This window comes from Amycolatopsis sp. NPDC049868 (assembly GCF_044461365.1).
GTDB lineage: Bacteria > Actinomycetota > Actinomycetes > Mycobacteriales > Pseudonocardiaceae > Amycolatopsis.
Genome location: NZ_JBITKV010000003.1, coordinates 265571 through 280912, shown reverse-complemented (window position 1 = coordinate 280912; position 15342 = coordinate 265571). Strand labels below are relative to the sequence as shown.

Annotated in this window: 15 protein-coding genes and 2 tRNA genes; 5 read left to right on the top strand and 12 right to left on the bottom strand. The window is 69.3% G+C overall.

Annotated elements, in window-relative coordinates:
• Positions 1 to 17: 17 nt before the first annotated feature.
• The 8 genes from ACIBTM_RS14760 to ACIBTM_RS14725 all read right to left on the bottom strand — a co-directional run bounded on the left by ACIBTM_RS14760 (position 18) and on the right by ACIBTM_RS14725 (position 7010).
• Positions 18 to 91, bottom strand: a tRNA-Arg gene (locus ACIBTM_RS14760).
• A 42-nt stretch (positions 92 to 133) separates the two neighbouring features.
• Positions 134 to 223: transfer RNA gene (locus ACIBTM_RS14755), tRNA-Ser, on the bottom strand.
• Positions 224 to 288: 65 nt separating this feature from the next.
• Positions 289 to 1938, bottom strand: coding sequence for a phosphatidylglycerol lysyltransferase domain-containing protein (locus ACIBTM_RS14750; RefSeq protein WP_395877025.1), 1650 nt, complete (start codon positions 1936 to 1938; stop codon positions 289 to 291).
• A 30-nt stretch (positions 1939 to 1968) separates the two neighbouring features.
• Positions 1969 to 3945: an acetoacetate--CoA ligase gene (locus tag ACIBTM_RS14745; RefSeq protein WP_395877024.1), complete on the bottom strand. Its 1977-nt coding sequence runs from the start codon at positions 3943 to 3945 to the stop codon at positions 1969 to 1971.
• Positions 3946 to 3964: 19 nt separating this feature from the next.
• Positions 3965 to 4726 carry an ESX secretion-associated protein EspG gene (locus ACIBTM_RS14740; RefSeq protein WP_395877023.1) on the bottom strand — a complete coding sequence of 254 codons (762 nt, stop codon included), beginning with the start codon at positions 4724 to 4726 and terminating at the stop codon, positions 3965 to 3967.
• Positions 4726 to 5736: a PPE domain-containing protein gene (locus ACIBTM_RS14735; RefSeq protein ID WP_395878066.1), complete on the bottom strand. Its 1011-nt coding sequence runs from the start codon at positions 5734 to 5736 to the stop codon at positions 4726 to 4728. The genes ACIBTM_RS14740 and ACIBTM_RS14735 overlap by 1 nt, the downstream gene beginning before the upstream one ends.
• Positions 5737 to 5849: 113 nt before the next feature.
• Positions 5850 to 6329 carry a hypothetical protein gene (locus tag ACIBTM_RS14730; RefSeq protein ID WP_395877022.1) on the bottom strand — a complete coding sequence of 160 codons (480 nt, stop codon included), beginning with the start codon at positions 6327 to 6329 and terminating at the stop codon, positions 5850 to 5852.
• Between the two features lie 48 nt (positions 6330 to 6377).
• Positions 6378 to 7010, bottom strand: coding sequence for a dienelactone hydrolase family protein (locus ACIBTM_RS14725; RefSeq protein WP_395877021.1), 633 nt, complete (start codon positions 7008 to 7010; stop codon positions 6378 to 6380).
• Between the two features lie 97 nt (positions 7011 to 7107).
• Here ACIBTM_RS14725 and hisC point away from each other — a divergent pair, with 97 nt between their 5' ends.
• Entirely contained in the window at positions 7108 to 8163 is a 1056-nt protein-coding gene (gene hisC, locus ACIBTM_RS14720; RefSeq protein WP_395877020.1) for a histidinol-phosphate transaminase, read from the top strand.
• Positions 8164 to 8306: 143 nt separating this feature from the next.
• On the opposite strand, the gene ACIBTM_RS14715 is transcribed toward hisC, so the two are convergent.
• Together ACIBTM_RS14715 and ACIBTM_RS14710 are read right to left on the bottom strand one after the other, a co-directional pair.
• Positions 8307 to 9068, bottom strand: a complete 762-nt coding sequence (locus ACIBTM_RS14715) for a sulfite exporter TauE/SafE family protein (RefSeq protein WP_395877019.1) — start codon at positions 9066 to 9068, stop codon at positions 8307 to 8309.
• Between the two features lie 107 nt (positions 9069 to 9175).
• A complete protein-coding gene (locus tag ACIBTM_RS14710) occupies positions 9176 to 9802 on the bottom strand; it encodes a GNAT family N-acetyltransferase (protein WP_395878064.1) in 627 nt (208 codons plus the stop codon).
• Between the two features lie 74 nt (positions 9803 to 9876).
• Between ACIBTM_RS14710 and ACIBTM_RS14705 the strand changes: the two genes are divergently transcribed.
• Both ACIBTM_RS14705 and ACIBTM_RS14700 read left to right on the top strand, forming a co-directional pair.
• Positions 9877 to 10569, top strand: coding sequence for a FadR/GntR family transcriptional regulator (locus ACIBTM_RS14705; RefSeq protein WP_395877018.1), 693 nt, complete (start codon positions 9877 to 9879; stop codon positions 10567 to 10569).
• Positions 10570 to 10647: 78 nt separating this feature from the next.
• A complete protein-coding gene (locus tag ACIBTM_RS14700) occupies positions 10648 to 11463 on the top strand; it encodes a class I SAM-dependent methyltransferase (protein ID WP_395877017.1) in 816 nt (271 codons plus the stop codon).
• Positions 11464 to 11582: 119 nt separating this feature from the next.
• Here the strand turns inward: ACIBTM_RS14700 and ACIBTM_RS14695 are convergent, their stop codons facing one another.
• Positions 11583 to 12083 carry an FBP domain-containing protein gene (locus ACIBTM_RS14695; protein WP_395877016.1) on the bottom strand — a complete coding sequence of 167 codons (501 nt, stop codon included), beginning with the start codon at positions 12081 to 12083 and terminating at the stop codon, positions 11583 to 11585.
• A gap of 84 nt (positions 12084 to 12167) precedes the next feature.
• Between ACIBTM_RS14695 and ACIBTM_RS14690 the strand changes: the two genes are divergently transcribed.
• The gene (locus ACIBTM_RS14690) at positions 12168 to 13652 is read left to right on the top strand and encodes an adenylate/guanylate cyclase domain-containing protein (protein WP_395878062.1); all 1485 of its coding nucleotides are present in this window, start codon (positions 12168 to 12170) and stop codon (positions 13650 to 13652) included.
• On the opposite strand, the gene ACIBTM_RS14685 is transcribed toward ACIBTM_RS14690, so the two are convergent.
• Positions 13639 to 14676, bottom strand: coding sequence for a beta-ketoacyl-ACP synthase III (locus ACIBTM_RS14685; RefSeq protein WP_395877015.1), 1038 nt, complete (start codon positions 14674 to 14676; stop codon positions 13639 to 13641). The two genes, ACIBTM_RS14690 and ACIBTM_RS14685, sit on opposite strands and share 14 nt — an antisense overlap.
• A 164-nt stretch (positions 14677 to 14840) precedes the next feature.
• On the opposite strand from ACIBTM_RS14685, the gene ACIBTM_RS14680 reads away from it, so the two are divergent.
• A complete protein-coding gene (locus tag ACIBTM_RS14680) occupies positions 14841 to 15314 on the top strand; it encodes an Lrp/AsnC family transcriptional regulator (RefSeq protein ID WP_395877014.1) in 474 nt (157 codons plus the stop codon).
• The last annotated feature ends 28 nt before the right edge of the window (positions 15315 to 15342 follow it).

The window sequence follows — 15342 nt, the reverse complement described above, 5'->3', positions numbered from 1 at the left end:
GCTGTCTCAACCAGACGTGCGCCCGAAGGGATTCGAACCCCTGACCTTCTGATCCGTAGTCAGATGCTCTATCCAGCTGAGCTACGGGCGCTTGTTCAGTTATCAATCTAGCACCTGCCGGAACAGGCACCAGCGGAGGCTCCGGGATTTGAACCCGGGAGGGGGGGTTACCCCCAACCGCATTAGCAGTGCGGCGCCATAGACCAGACTAGGCGAAGCCTCCCAGGCCCAACGACCACTGCTCAAATAGGTTACACACCCTCCTGCCCCCCTTGGAAGGCACCCCCCTTAGACGCGTTGCAGGGCTCTGAGCAGGCCGGATGGGCGTCCACCGAGTCCTTCGGCTTCGAAGACGGCGACGCCGACGCGAGGGAGGTCTCGGGCCGCGGGGTAGGCGAGGTAGCGCGGGACCCAGCGCGGCTGGAACTTCGCGTTGAAGCGGTAGAGGGTCTCGATCTGGATCCAGCGTGAGAAGAATCGCAGCGTCCGGGCCGAGAGGCGGGCGACGGGGCCGGCGCCGATGCGTTGGCCTTGTTCCAGCACCGCGCGGAAGGCGGCGAAGTTCAGGGAGACGTGCTGGGCGGGCGTCGTCAGAAGCAGCTCGGAGATCATCAGTTCGTTGACGCCGTTGTCGGCGGTCCGGTCGCGGCGCATGACGTCCAGCGACAGGCCTTTCTCACCCCAGGGGACGAACTGGAGGATTCCGCGCACCTGTCCGTCGTGCTCGGCGGTCACCAGGACCGAGCCCGGGTCGCCCATGCGGCCGAGGGCCATCGAGAAGCCGCGTTCGGTGTCGGTGCCGCGCCAGGTGGCCGCGAGGGCGCGGAGTTCGTCGAGTTCCCCGGCCGGCAGGTCTTCGGCTTTTCGGATGCGCGCGGTGTAGCCGGCGCGCTTCGTGCGTGAGACGGCTTGGCGGACTCCGCGCATGACGCGCCCTTCGAGGGTGAAGGTGTCGGTGTCGACGACGGCCTCGTCGCCGATCTCCAGCACTTCGAGCCCGAAGCGGGCCCAGACGGTCGCGCCCAGTTCCGAGCAGCCCATGGTCGCCGGGGTCCAGGCGTACCGTCGGCAGACGTCCAGGTACTCCTCGATCGCGCCTGGCCACGCTTCCGGGTCGCCGAGGGGGTCCGCCGAGCACAGCGCGACCCCGGCGATCACCCGATAGGTCACCGCCGCCTTCCCCGACTTCGAGAACACCACGAACTTGTCCCGGCGCAGCGCGAAGTACCCGAGCGAGTCCCGCTCCCCCAACAGCCCCCTGAGCCGCTCGACCTCCTCGTCGGTCAACTCCGGCGCGGGTTCGGCCGAGCGGAGCAGGAAGTACGCCGCCAGCAGCACCGCGCCGATCCCGAACAGCAGGCCGACGGCGGCCGACAGGTCTTCCAGCCACAGCGCGGGGAACGTCACCGGGCCGCTCACGCCGATCAGGGCCAGCGCCGACTGCGCCAGTCGGTCGCCGGCACTTGAGGGAGCGAGCGCGACCGACAGCAGCACGAAGTTGATCGCGACCCCGGCCACCGTCAGTTGCAGGAAGACCCGGATCGCGCGCCATCGCCCGGTCACCGGATCGGGGAGCGCGATGAAGTGCCGCCGCGTCGCGATCAGGGCGATCAGCAGCGCCAGCGACACGAGCCCCGCGCCGAGGGTGTGCCGCAGCCCGAGATGCGACACCGTCAGCAGCGCGGCGGCGGCGACGGCCAACTGCCAGGCCCGGCGCTTCCGCCGTTTGAGTCCGGTGGCGAGCAGCATCAGCAGCACGCCGGTCACCAGTGCGACCGTCGCCGCGCCGACCGTGGCCTCGTGCGGCAGTTCCAGCCAGGTGGCGACGCGTCCGCGCAGGGTGCGCCGCCCGGCCGGGACCAGCACCGAGACCAGTGCCAGCAGCCCGGCCAGCCGCGTCACCCAGGTGATCACCGCCACCGAAGTGGCGCCCGCCACCCGCCAAGCACCTGCCAAATCCCGCCCCCGTCAGCTCCTTGCCAGCTCCACGAACGGTACAAGGGCGTCGGGGTTCAGCAGGGCATCCCTGCTGACGGCGCGGTCAGGTGAAACCCCCGAAAGGATCTTCTTGACCGGGACCTCGCATTTCTTGCCGTTGAGCGTGCGGGGTACCTCGCTCACCTGGACGAACCGGTCGGGCACGTGCCGCGGCGAGAGCGCTCCGCGCAGCTCCTTGCGCAAGGCGGGTTCGACCTCGTCGAGCGACGCGCCCTCGGCCAACACGAGGAAGCACAGCAGCTGCCCGTCCTCGTTGCCCGCCGCCGAAGTGTCGATCACCAGCGAGTCCGCGACCTGGTCGAACGACTCGACGACCCGGTAGAACTCGGCCGTGCCCATCCGCACACCGCCGCGATTGAGCGTCGAATCGCTGCGCCCGTAGATGACGGCGGAGCCGCGGCCGGTGATCCGGATCCAGTCGCCGTGCCGCCAGATCCCCGGGTACATCTCGAAATACGCCTCGCGCAGCCGCGAGCCGTCCGGGTCGTTCCAGAAGTACACCGGCATCGACGGCATCGGCTCGGTGATCACCAGTTCGCCGACCGTCTCCACCACCGGCTTCCCGTCCTCGTCGAAAGCGGCGACGGCGGCGCCGAGCGCGCGGACCGAAAGCTCGCCCAGCCAGACGGGGACGTCCGGGGCCGACGCGACGAACGCCGCGCACAGATCCGTGCCACCGGACACCGAGCAGATCTGGACGCGTTTGCCCACCTCGTCGACGATCCACCGGAAGCCTTCGACGCTCAGCGGCGCGCCGGTGGATCCCAAGGCGCGCAACGCCGTCAGGTCGAACCGCTCGGCCGGTTTGATCCCGGCCTTCAGACAGCTCTGGATGTACGGCGCCGACGTGCCGAAATAGGTGACGCGGTGCTGCTCGGCCAGATGCCACAGCACGTTGAGGTCCGGGCTGCCGGGGCTGCCGTCGAAGAGCACGATCGTGGTGCCGGTCAGCAGGCCGGAGATGAGGAAGTTCCACATCATCCAGCCGGTGGTGGTGAACCAGAAGAACCGATCGCCCGGGCCGAGATCGCTTTGCAGGGCAAGGGCTTTGAGATGTTCGAGGGTGATCCCGCCGTGCCCGTGGACGATGCCCTTCGGCAGGCCGGTGGTCCCCGAGGAGTACAGGACCCACAGCGGGTGGGCGAAGTCGACGGGCTCGAAGGCCAGTTCCGCGCCCTTGTTGTCGGCGAGCAGCTTGTCCCAGTCGAGGGTGCCGTCGAGGCGGCCGCCCGCGTAGTCGATGAGCACGGTCGCTTCGAGCGTGGAGATCTCGTCGCGCAACGAGTTCACCGTCGGCCTGCTGTCGAACCACCGTCCATTGTAGACGTATCCGTTGACCGCGATCAGCACCTTCGGCTCGATCTGCGCGAAGCGGTCGGTGATCGCGCGGACACCGAAGTCCGGCGAGCACGACGACCAGACGGCGCCGAGGCTCGCGGTGGCGAGGAAGGCGATCAGCGTCTGCGGGCAGTTCGGCGCCAGCGCGACGACCCTGTCCCCTTTGGACACTCCGAGCTTGCGCAGTCCTTCCCGCGCGGAGGCGACGGCGGAGCGCAACGCGCCGTACGTCAGCTGCGACGCGAGGCCGTCCTCGCGGTGGAAGATCACGGCGATCTCGTCGTCGGCCTTCGCGGCGCCCGCGACGCCGGGCATGAGCGAGTGCTCGGCGTAGTTCAGCGTGCCGCCCGCGAACCACTGGGCGTTCGGCATCTCGCCGGTGAGCACCTCACCGGGCTGGTCGTGCCAGCGCACGCCGAGGAACTCCGCGACGGCGGACCAGAACTCCGCCCCCTGCCGTACGGAGAACTCCCACAACGCGTTGTAGTCGTCGACCTCCACGCCGCGTTCGGTGCGCAGCCACTGGCGGAACGCGTCGATCTTGGTGTCGGGCAGGCGGCTCGGCTCGGGGCGCCAGAGCACTTCCGGGGCGTCGGCGGTGTGAGTCACCCCGCGATGTTAACCCTCGTTAACCTGCTTGGCGAGCCCCGGTGAACAGCTCGTACGCCATCGACTTCAGCCGTGACGCGTCGAGCGGGGTGACGGTCAGCCACCCTCGGTCGCGCCGGAGCCCGTAGCGGCCGTCGGGGGTGTCCACCCAGGTCAACGTACCCTCTCCGCGCACCCAGCGGCCCTCCCACGATTTCCTGACCGCGCCGAGCCGCCCGCTGCCGATCCGCTGGGTCGCGATCCGGACCAGCACGATGATCTCGGGTTCCCGCAGCCCGGCGTCGCGCAGGACGTCGGAGAACGCCGGCTGCCCGCCGCGCTCCCCCGCCTCGCACGCGGCCGTGTAGTCGTCGACGCGCAGGTTGACCGAGAGACCCCGCCCCTGCTCGCATGGCGGCAACGCCTGCAGCAGGGTCGCGGCGACGAGCGGTTCGCGCAGCGCCGACAACTCGACGTCGGTGCCTGAAACGCCGATCGCGACCGCGCCGCGCTCGGACACGCAGCCGACCGCCCGGTACGCCGGGTCGGCGTCGAGCCGCAGGTCGAGTGTGAGTTCGCTGTTCGCGACGGTGTGCAGCAGCCGCACCAGTTCGGGCGCGGGGGCGTCCACCGTGCCCAGGCCGCGTTCCGACAGCGTCGCACTCGCCGTGGCCACCAGCTCCGCGCGGAACTCGGGTGTCCGCCCGACGTGCGGCACCTCCAGTACCGCGGGCAGTTCGTCGCGTCCATGCGCCGACCAGAGCAGGAACAGCTCGCCGACGTGCAACCGGATCCAGTCCATCAGCGACCGCTCCTCGGGTCCTCGCCGATGACCGGTGGGGTGACATGCCCGCTGAGGCCCCACACGTCCGAATCCTCGACGAGGTAGTCCGGCGCCTTGTGCGCTTCCTCGTCCTGCCGCCCTTGTGCGGGCGCCATCCCCATCGGCATACCGCCGAAGCCGCCCATGCCCGCGGCCGCGGCGCGGGTCCCGGCCGGTTGACCGGGCTGCCCCGGCGGCCCGAACGCACCGGCACCGGACCGGCCGCCCTGACCGAGCTGTTCTTGGGTGCCTCCGGCGGTGCCGGGCGGCGGTGGCACGTAGGCGCCGCTGCCCGCGCCCGGCACGCGCGGCGCATCGACCGGCTCCCGCACCGGGACCGGGGCCAGGTCGTCGGCGCCACTGCTGTGTGTCGAATCGTCCGGCGGCGGGACCGGTTCCGGCTTCGGATCGGGTTTCGGCTCCGGTTCTTCGGGTGTCTCAAGGATCTTCGGCTGCTTGCCGTACGAAGTGAAGCTGGGAACGTTCTCGTAGACCTCGCCGGAGCTGAACTGCATCCGCGTCATCACGTCGGCGGCCTGACGGTGCAGATCCTGCGAGCTCTCGTCGGTGGGTTCGGCGACGATCCGCCCGGCTTCGGCGAAGCCGGATCCCGACGGCGTCGACGCCGACATAGCCTGCGTCGAATCGGAGACCGGGATCGGGCGGCGCTTCGGCGGCTCCGGCAGCTTGGGCCGCGGCGCGTATCCCGGCGGCTCGGGCATCGTGCGGCGCGCGGTTTCGGCGATATCCGCCTGGCGGCGCACGCAGTTCGCGACGTTCTCCGCCCGCCAGCCCGTCTCGCCCGCCCAGTCGACGAGCTTGACCGCGGCGTCACGGGCCCTGTCCGCGCCCTCTCCCGTCCAGCCGTCGGCGGTGGCCACGAGGGCCGCCCTGAGCTCGGAACCGACCCGGTCGAGGAAGGCGCTGATCTTCGTCCATTGCGCGGCTACGGCTTCCGCGCTCGCGAGGTCCAGCTCGTTGTGGACCATCGCGTAGAGCTCCCGATGCGAGTAGCTCATCCAGTCGATGTCGGCGGTGAGGTGTTCGGGGCCCGGTCGCGGTTCGGGCTCCCGCGGCGGCCACGGCATGGGCAGGATGCGCATCAGTGCTCGTCCTTCCGCTCGTGGCCGACGATGTCCTCCATGTCGAACCGGCGGGCGACCCGTTCGAGCTGCTCCTGCCCCTCTTCGTCCGCGGCGACGTACATCTTCCGCGCCGCCATCACGGTGAGCTGGAAGTCTTTGAGGACCTTCGCGAAGTCCTTGAGCACGGGCACGGCCGCCTCGGTCCCCTTGTTCGCGGCGCCCTGGAAGCGATCGCTCATGGTGCGACCGATGAAGTTGTCGCCCAGCTTCAACGGCGCGTTGAACTCCGTCGAGTCCTTGATCAGCGCGTTGAGCTCCTGGCGCGCCTTGAGCAGGGCGTCGACGAGCTTCTTGGCGGCGTCCTCGGAGACTTTGACGGTCCCCTTCTTGGCATCGGTCTTGGAGTCCCGGATCTGACCCGCCACGGGAGCCAGCGCCGGAGCCGAAGCTCCGAACGCGGCTTGTGGCGTCACGGGTACTTTGGGTGACTGTGCCATTCGACCCTCCCCTGTCACATCTTGAGGGGAATGCTAGCGCGAATGGGGTCAGCGGAGGTGGGCGTCGAACCAATTCAACGTGCGCTGCCAGGCCTCCGCGGCCGCGTCCGGGTCGGCGTCGAAGCGGTGATTGGCGCCCGGGTAGTGGACGACGTTCGTCGCGACACTCGCCGTCGCCGCCGCGTCACGCAGCTGCTCGACCTCGGCACCTCCGGCGGCGTCGCCCGCGTCGCCGTACATGCCCAGCCACGGGCTGGTGAGCCGTCCGGCGATCTCGACGAGGACCGGCAGCCCGGTGACGCCCTGCCCGCCGACGCTCACCGCCGCGCCCAGCCTGCGGTTCGACGCCACGACCAGCGCGGCCGTCCCTCCGAGGTCGAAACCGACCACACCGACGAGATCCGCTTGGACACCACGCTCCGCGAGCCAGGAGAGCGTCGCGTCGGTGGCTTCGAGCAGGTCCTGCTGGGTGAGGTTGTCCCGGTCGAGATGCGGGGTGACGGTGAGCCAGCCTTCGCCGGCGAGACCGGCCAGGAGCAGGCCCAAACCCTCTTCGACCTCTTCGGCCTCCTCGTGCAGCACCACAAGTCCGCCGCGGACGACACCGTCCGGTTCGGCGAAGGTCAGGCGCAGCGTGTGGCCGTCGGCGTGCTGGTGTTCCACGGTGGTCGTCAGGGTCATTCCTCCATCAGACCACTCTTAGGTAAATATTCGGAGCTTGCCCTCGCGCGGGAGGATACGGTGTCGGAGCCGTCCCCCAGACGTAGGAGCGCCGAAGATGTCACCTGTTTCGCCGCGTGCGGATCTCGAATCGTTGCCGAAGTACGTCCCTGGCCGGACGATCCAGGGCGCGATCAAGCTGGCGAGCAACGAGGTTCCCGGTGGCCCGCTGCCGAGTGTGGCGCAGGCCATAGCCGAGACGGCGCAGGGCATCAACCGGTACCCGGACATCACGGCTTCCGCGCTCGTCGAGCGCCTGGCCCGCGAGCTGAACGAGTCCGTCGACCGGATCGCCGTCGGCTGCGGTTCGGTTTCCCTGTGCCAGCAAATGATCCAGGCCCTGTGCGGCCCGGGTGACGAGGTCGTCTTCCCGTGGCGCTCGTTCGAGGCGTACCCGATCGTCACGCAGGTGGCGAACGCCGTGAGCGTGAAGGTGCCGCTCACCGCCGGGCACGGGCTGGACCTGGACGGGATGCTGGCGGCGATCACGCCGAAGACGCGGCTGGTCTTCGTGTGCAACCCCAACAACCCGACCGGGACGGTCTTGCGGCGCGCGGAACTGGAACGCTTCCTCGACGCCGTTCCCTCGGGTGTGCTCGTCGTGCTCGACGAGGCGTACAAGGAGTTCGTGACCGACGCCGAGGTGCCGGACGGCGTCGAACTCGCGCGCGGCAGGGACAACGTCGCCGTGCTTCGGACGTTCTCGAAGGCGTACGGCCTCGCCGGCCTTCGCGTGGGTTACGCGGTGGCGCCGGAAGCGATCACCGTCGCGCTGAAGCAGGTCTACGTCGCGTTCTCGGTGAACATGATCGCCCAGGCGGCGGCCATCGCGTCCCTCGACGCGGCCGACGAACTGCTGGAACGCTGCAAGGAGATCGTCTCGGAACGCACGCGCGTCCGGGATGCGTTGGTGGCCAAGGGTTACGAGGTGCCGGAGACGCAGGCGAACTTCGTCTGGCTGCCGCTGGGCGAGCGGACGACCGAGTTCGCGGAGCACGCCCTGGAGCGGAAGCTGATCGTGCGCCCCTTCGCGGGCGAAGGCGCGCGAGTGACCATCGGGACGCCCGAGGAGAACGACCTCTTCCTCGAAGCGGCCGGGGACTTCCCCCGCTGACCGGGCTTCGCGGCGGCCCGCACTTCGTGGACGGAGTGCGGGCCGTTTCCTGTCTCGCGTGCCATGAAAGGTCCTTTCCTTGCGAAATTTGCAAGGAAAGGACCTTTCATGGCGTTCGCGGCGGAGCACGGCCTGCGGGTCGCCTATTTCAGGAGCAGCTGCACCATCGCGGCGACACCGACCACGACGATCACGCCGCGCAGCACCTTCGGCGAGAGCTTGCGGCCGATCTTCGCGCCGAGCTGGCCGCCGATCGTCGACCCGACCGCGAGCAGCGCGACCACGGGCCAGCTGACCGGCGCGATGAAGGCGTAGATCGTGCCCGCGACGATGTTCACGACGGCGGAAAGGGCGTTCTTGACGCCGTTGAGCCGCTGCAGCGACTCCGACATCAGCATCCCCATGACGGCCACCATCATCACGCCCTGCGCGGCCGTGAAGTATCCGCCGTAGATACCGATCAGGAAGATCAGGAACAGCAGGAGCGGCCCGATCTTGTGGACCTTCCCGTTCTCCTCGCGGCGCTTCGCGACCCAGGCGGCCACTCGCGGCTGGACGATCACGAGCACCACCGCGAGCCCGACGAGCGCGGGCACGACGGTCTCGAAAGCGTCCTTCGGCAGCGAGAGCAGCAGGATCGTCCCGCAGATCGCGCCGAAGAACGACGCCACGGCGAGTTTGACGACCTCGGGCCAGTAGCCCTTGAGCTCCTCCCGGTAGCCGATCGCCCCGCTGACCGTTCCGGGGGCGAGGCCGATCGCGTTGGACGTCGTCGCCGTCAGCGGCGAGTAGCCGAGCGCGACCAGGACCGGGAACGTCACCAGCGTGCCCGAACCGACGACCGTGTTGATGGTGCCCGCCCAGAGCCCCGCGATGAAGATCACGACCGCGTGCCACCACGTCATAAAGCACTCACGTCCGCACCCTAAGCACCGTTACCTCCTTTCGCGCCGCGGATGTGTCTAGTCGAACATTCAACGAGCCCGTTATGTCTCGTTCGACGGGGAACCACTCAGTTCTCCTCCGGCAGATGGGCCGCGGTGATCTCCGAGGCGACCGTCCAGCCGAGCGTCAGGTACAACGCGCGCCCCTCCTCCGTCGCGACCAGGACCGCCCGCTCCGCCCCGGCGGCGACCGCCACCTCGTCGAGCCTGCGCATGACGAACCGGCCCAGCCCTCGCCGCTGATGCTCGGGCTCCGTCACGACCTGATCGATCACCGCCGTGCCGCCGGCTATCGCGACCCGGCCGGTGGCCGCGCGCGAACCGTCGGGCGCGCGCACCACGACGTCGGTGACGACGCCGTCGCCGACCAGTTCCGCCCGGTACGGCTCGGGCGCGGCCATGACGGGACGCAGCGCGATCGGCGCGCTCATCAGGTACTCCGGCGGGCCGACCTCCCATTCCGGCGGCACCGTCTTCGCCACTTCCTCACGTGGACCACTCACCTTCAACCACGTTCCGGGCTCGGTCAGCGAACGCGCCCGGCTCGCGACCGATCCGGTATCCGCCAGCACGTATCGCACGCGATGCCCCGGACGCCCGACGTCGAGCCGGTAACCGTCCGGTTCGGCGACGGGGATCCCGACGCCGCGGGAGAGCGCCCAGCCGTGCACCCATGCCTTGATCAGCCCTGCCACCCCAGTCATCGTCAGAGGATGACATCCCGCACCGACAATTCCGGCGGCCCCGCCGGGCCTGCGAGGATGGGGCCGTGGCCGACGACGAGCGCGAACAGGTGTGGAGTGCGACCGTCGATCATCTGCGCACGATGATCGACTCGGGCAGGCTCCCCGCCGGGTCGAGACTGCCCGCCGAACGGGCGCTCTGCGAGCAGCTCGGGATCAGCCGCGGTTCGCTGCGGCAGGCGTTGCGGGTGCTGGACTCCATCGGTTACGTGCAGGTGCGGCCGGGTTCGGGCACCTACGTCCGCGAAAACCTCGGCGAACAGCCGCTGCGCGGTTGGTTCTCCGAACACGAGCAGCTGGTCGAGAAGCTGTTCGACCTGCGGACCACCGTCGAGCCGACGCTGGCCGAGCGGCTCGCGCTCGAGCACACGCCGCGGGTGCTCGCCCGGCTGGAAAGCACCGTCGACGAGATGGACCAGGCCGCCGCCGACGGCGACATGCTGCGCGTGATCGCGGCCGACGCCGAATTCCACCGGGTGATCGCGGGCAACGCCGGCAACGACGACGTCACCGATCTGCTGCGTTCGGTCCTCTCGCTGGTCGGCGAGGAGCGGCGGGCGGCGTTGCGGCTTCCGGGGCAGATCCGGAAGGCCGTCGACGAACATCGCGCGATCCTCGAAGCGATCCGCCGGTCGGACGCGGCGGCCGCGCGGGAGATCACCTTGCGGCATCTGCTCGACGCCAAGACCTACGTCCACGACTACACGACCGGGGATTAACGCTTCCTTGATGGCGCGACCACCCTCGCACGAGTATTGTTTTCAGAAGTTTGTGAAACTTCTGACAGGGGTGTTGTGGTGGAGAAGGTCCGGTTCACCGAAGAGAAGGCGACGATGCTCGCCACGCTGTACGGCCGGGCGCTCGACGCCCGCGGCGATCGGCCGGTCCTCGGCGACAAGGCCGCCGACGAGGCCGTCAAGCAGATCGACTACGACTTCGCCTCGCTGGGCGTGAACGCCGACATGGGGCTGACCGTCGCACTGCGGGCCAAGCCGATGGACGACTGGACCGCGTCGTTCCTCCGGGAACACCCGGACGCGACCGTCGTCCAGCTCGGCTGCGGGATGGACAGCCGCGTGTACCGCGTCGACCCGCCGCCCACGGTGCGGTGGTTCGACGTCGACTACCCCGAGGTCGTCGACCTGCGCGCCCGGATCTACCCCGAACGGGACGGGTACCGGACCATCGGCTCGTCGGTGACGGATTTCGGCTGGATCGACGAGATCCCGTCGGACAAACCCGGTCTGGTGATCGCGGAGGGGCTGACGATGTACCTGCGGCCGTCCGAAGGCGAGGAATTGCTGCGGCGGCTGATCGCGCATTTCCCGCAGGGCGGCGAAATGGTCTTCGACATCTTCAGCAGGCTGGGGATCAAGCTCCAGAAGCTGAATCCTGTGGTCCGCAAAGCCAACGCCACGCTGTACTGGGGTATCGACGAGATCTCCGAATTGGAACGGCTCGGACTGACGCTGGTGTCGAAGCTCGACTCGACGGACTACGCGACGCCTGAGGTGAAGGACCGGCTTTCCGGGTCGATGCGGGCGCAGCTGTGGTTCGCGGGACTGTTCCCGGCGTTCAAGAAGATGGGGCGGATCCTGCGGTTCCGGTTCTGAGCGGCGCGCGGAGGCGTTTCGGGTCAGGACCAACGGCCAAGTACATGAAGGACCCCATCCTTGCGCCTAAGTACAGGAAGGGGGCCTTCATGTACTTGAAGGCCCCCCGACCCGACGCGTCAGCGTGACTCCAGCACCCGCTCGACGAACCGGTGCAGCTTGTCCTCCAGCCGTAAGACGCGTTCTTCGAGCGACAGCGTTTCCGCCGGCTGCGGCACGTCCGGCTTCAGCTCGCCGCGGATGTACTGGCTGCACGCCAGATTCGCGCACGCGTAGATGCCGAGCGTGTTGCCTTCGCGCCCGAGTTTCCCGGCGCGGCGGCCGGAGAACAGCGCGATGTCGGACAGCGGATGTGTCGTCGTGCACAGGCCGCACATGTTGCTCAGCAGGACACGGCCCTTCGGCCGGGGCGCGGCGCGCAGGGACAGCCCGACGGTTTCCCCGCGGTACGGCAGCACGAGATACGCCCGCGCGGCGGCCTTCGGATCACGCCAACCGAGGAATTCCCTTTTCTCCCAAGGGATCTCTTCGGGCCGGGCGGGCAGCGTGACCCCTTTGGCCTCGCCTCGGGTGCAGTTCACGAAGGACGCTCTGATCTCGTCCTGGCCCAGCGGTTCCATGCCCGCACGGTAACCACCGCGCCCGGGAACTGGCGAACCGTTTTCCGCCGGAGGTCATACGATCACCGGGTGCGCGGGAAGACGATGTCGAGCCGGTTCCGGCTGGTGCTCAGGACCAGTCTGGGCTTCGCCGCGCTCGGCGTCGGATCCAGTGTGTGCGGCGCCGGTGTCGTGGCGTTGCTGCTGCTCCTGCAGGGCCTCCCGAGCGAGGTCGGCGATCGGGGCTGGATCCTCGGGGTCACCGCGGCCGGGATCGTCGCGCTGTCGCTGATCGTCGGCACCGCGTGGACGGCGTGGCTGCAGCGGCGCACGGCGGTCTGGTTCGTCTTCGGCCGTCCGCCGACGAAAGCCGAGGCCGAACGGGCGCTCCGGCTCCCGGTCGACATGGGGATCGTGAGCGGGACACTCTGGCTGATCGGCACGATCGTGCTCGGTTCACTCGCGCGGGTGCTCGGGTCCTGGATGGACGCGCTCGGGATGGCGCTGGTCATCGGGCTCGGCGGGCTGACCACGGTCGGCCTCACCTATCTCGCCGCGGAATGGGTCGCCCGGCCGGTGATGACGATCGCGCTCAAGGTGACCCCGCCGAAGGGGACGCTCAAGGTCACCGTGCTGACCAGGGTGGTCGTCACCTGGTCGCTGGCGAGCGGTGTCCCGTTCCTCGGCGTGCTGCTGGTGGCCACGCCGCCCGATCTCGGCCAGGGCGACCACGTCGCGAGCCTGATCATGCTTTCGGTGATCGGGCTGGGTGTCGGCGCGATCGGGACGGGCCTGCTCGCGAAGGCCGTCGCGACCCCGTTGCACCGCCTGCGGATAGCGCTCGACGAGATCGCGCGCGGCAACAAGGAGGTCGTGGTCGAGGTCGACGACTCCAGCGAGATCGGCCTGCTCCAGACCTCGGTGAACGACCTCGCCGCCGGGCTGCGCGAGCAGGAGCGGATGCGGGACCTCTTCGGCAGGCACGTCGGGGACGAGGTCGCCCGGCACGCGCTCGAGTACGGCGCCTCCCTTTCGGGTGACGTACGCGAGGTGACGGCGCTGTTCGTGGACGTCGTCGATTCGACGGCCTTGGCGAGCCGCACCCCGCCCGAAGACCTGGTGAAGATGCTCAACCGGTTCTTCACCAGCGTGGTGCACGCGGTCGGGGCGCGCGGCGGGCTGGTCAACAAGTTCCAGGGTGACGCCGCGCTCTGCGTCTTCGGCGCCCCGACCCGGCTCGCGGACGCGCCGACGGCCGCGCTTTCGGCCGCGCGGGCGATCCGGGACGCCGTCCAGGAGACCGGCGAGCTGGACCTCGGCATCGGGGTCGCGAGCGGCCGCGTCTTCGCCGGTCAGCTGGGCACCAGCAGCCGGTTCGAGTACACCGTCATCGGCGACGCGGTGAACGAGGCCGCGCGCCTGACCGAGTACGCGAAATCCGCCGACGGCCGGATCCTGGCGAGCGAAGCCGTGCTCAAAGCGGCCTTGGAGAGCGAGCGCTCGCACTGGGAGCCGTACGCGGCGCTGGAGCTTCGCGGGCGTCAGGAACCGACGCACACCTGGGCGGCGAGCGCGCTCAGCCCGGAATGACGTCCGGCCAGCGCAGCAACGTCGAACCCCAGGTCAACCCGGCCCCGAAGGCCCCCATCACGACGCGGTGCCCCGGCTGGAGCGTCCCGTCCTTGACGGAGTCGGCCAGCGCGATCGGGATCGACGCGGCGCTCGTGTTGCCCACCTTCTCGATGTTGGACACCATCACGTCGGCCGCGAGGCCGAGCTGTTTCGCGCAGGTCTGCAGGATCCGGATGTTGGCCTGGTGCCCGACGAACCGGTCGATGTCCCCGACCATCCAGCCCGCGGAATCCAGCACCGCGCGCGCCGACTGGACCATCCGGGCGCAGGCGTGCCGGAAGACGGTCTGGCCCTGCATCACCAGATAGTGGTCACGCGGGTCGTCCGAGCGGCGGTTCTTCGCGCCGCCCGCCTCGACCCAGAGCAGTTCCGCGAGTTCGCCTTCGCTGTGCAGGTCGAACGGGCCGAGCGCGCCTAGTTCGCCGGGGTCGCCCGCGCGCAGCAGGACGGCGCCCGCGCCGTCGCCGAAGATCGGCACCGTGCCGCGGTCTTCGGGGTCGATGAGCGAGGTGAAGACGTCGGCGCCGATCACCAGCACCCGCCGCGCGATGCCGGCGGCGATCAGCCCGGCGCCGGTGGCGAGCCCGTAGATGAACCCGCTGCACACGGCGTTGACGTCGAAGGCGGCGACACCGTTCAGCCCGAGTTTCGTCGCGACCTGCGGCGCGCTGGCCGGGCACAGCTGGTCGGCCGTCGACGTCGCGAGCACGATCGCGTCCGCCTCGGCCTCCCCCGCCGAGGCAAGCGCCCTTCGCCCCGCCTCGACGGCGAGATCCACAGTGGACGTCCCGGGGTCGACGACCCGGCGCTCGGCGATACCGGTCCGCGAGCGGATCCACTCATCGGAGGTGTCCAGCCGCTGGGCGATCTCCTCGTTGCCCACCACGCGCGGAGGCAGCCAAGAGCCGAGACCGGCGAGAACGGCCGCCTGAGATGAGGGCACCAAGAAATCCTTTCGCGGGGGAAAAGAGAGGTCTGCCATTCACTTGTAAGCGCTACCATTCAGTAGACCCGCCAGTTGTGTTCCGGGTCACAATTCAAAGAATTCTCATCTTCGCCCCCGCGGTCCGGCGGCGTGACCGACGCCGCGTGAGGGCGCGATCAAAGAACAGGCGCCGGGGAGAGCCGTCCGGTTAGCCTGACCTGGTGCATACACCCGACCTCGACCGCCTGGACGTCGCGATCCTCTCCTGCCTGCAGTCCGACGCCCGCACGATCGCCGAGCACATCGGCGCGAAAGTGGGCCTGTCGGCGGCGGCCGTGCAGCGGCGGATCAAGCGGCTGCGCGAGGCCGGGGTGATCGAACGCGAGGTGGCGGTGCTGTCGCCGCAGGCGCTCGGGCTGTCGATGACGTTCGTGGTCATGGTCGAGATGGAACGGGAGAACCTGGCGGTGCTCGACGGGTTCCGCCGTCAGGTGCTCGCGGACGACAACGTCCAGCAGTGCTACTACGTCACCGGCAACGCGGACTTCGTGCTCGTGGTGACCTGCCGTGACATGGCGGATTTCGAGACGTTCACGCGGCGGATGTTCTTCGACAACCCGAACGTGCGGCACTTCACGACGTCGGTGGCGATGGACCGGGTCAAGACCGGGCTGTCCCTGCCGCTGGAGCCCTGAGGGTCCAAAGAGGACTCCCTGACCTCGT

What these genes read in the sequence shown, in the direction of transcription:
- ACIBTM_RS14695 (WP_395877016.1), bottom strand. Translation starts at nt 12,083, where the DNA reads ATGGAACCGCTGGGCCAGGACGAGATCAGAGCGTCCTTCGTGAACTGC.
- ACIBTM_RS14715 (WP_395877019.1), bottom strand. Translation starts at nt 9,068, where the DNA reads ATGACGTGGTGGCACGCGGTCGTGATCTTCATCGCGGGGCTCTGGGCG.
- ACIBTM_RS14685 (WP_395877015.1), bottom strand. Translation starts at nt 14,676, where the DNA reads ATGGCAGACCTCTCTTTTCCCCCGCGAAAGGATTTCTTGGTGCCCTCA.
- ACIBTM_RS14735 (WP_395878066.1), bottom strand. Translation starts at nt 5,736, where the DNA reads ATGGTCCACAACGAGCTGGACCTCGCGAGCGCGGAAGCCGTAGCCGCG.
- ACIBTM_RS14740 (WP_395877023.1), bottom strand. Translation starts at nt 4,726, where the DNA reads ATGGACTGGATCCGGTTGCACGTCGGCGAGCTGTTCCTGCTCTGGTCG.
- ACIBTM_RS14730 (WP_395877022.1), bottom strand. Translation starts at nt 6,329, where the DNA reads ATGGCACAGTCACCCAAAGTACCCGTGACGCCACAAGCCGCGTTCGGA.
- ACIBTM_RS14725 (WP_395877021.1), bottom strand. Translation starts at nt 7,010, where the DNA reads ATGACCCTGACGACCACCGTGGAACACCAGCACGCCGACGGCCACACG.
- ACIBTM_RS14690 (WP_395878062.1), top strand. Translation starts at nt 12,168, where the DNA reads ATGTCGAGCCGGTTCCGGCTGGTGCTCAGGACCAGTCTGGGCTTCGCC.
- hisC (WP_395877020.1), top strand. Translation starts at nt 7,108, where the DNA reads ATGTCACCTGTTTCGCCGCGTGCGGATCTCGAATCGTTGCCGAAGTAC.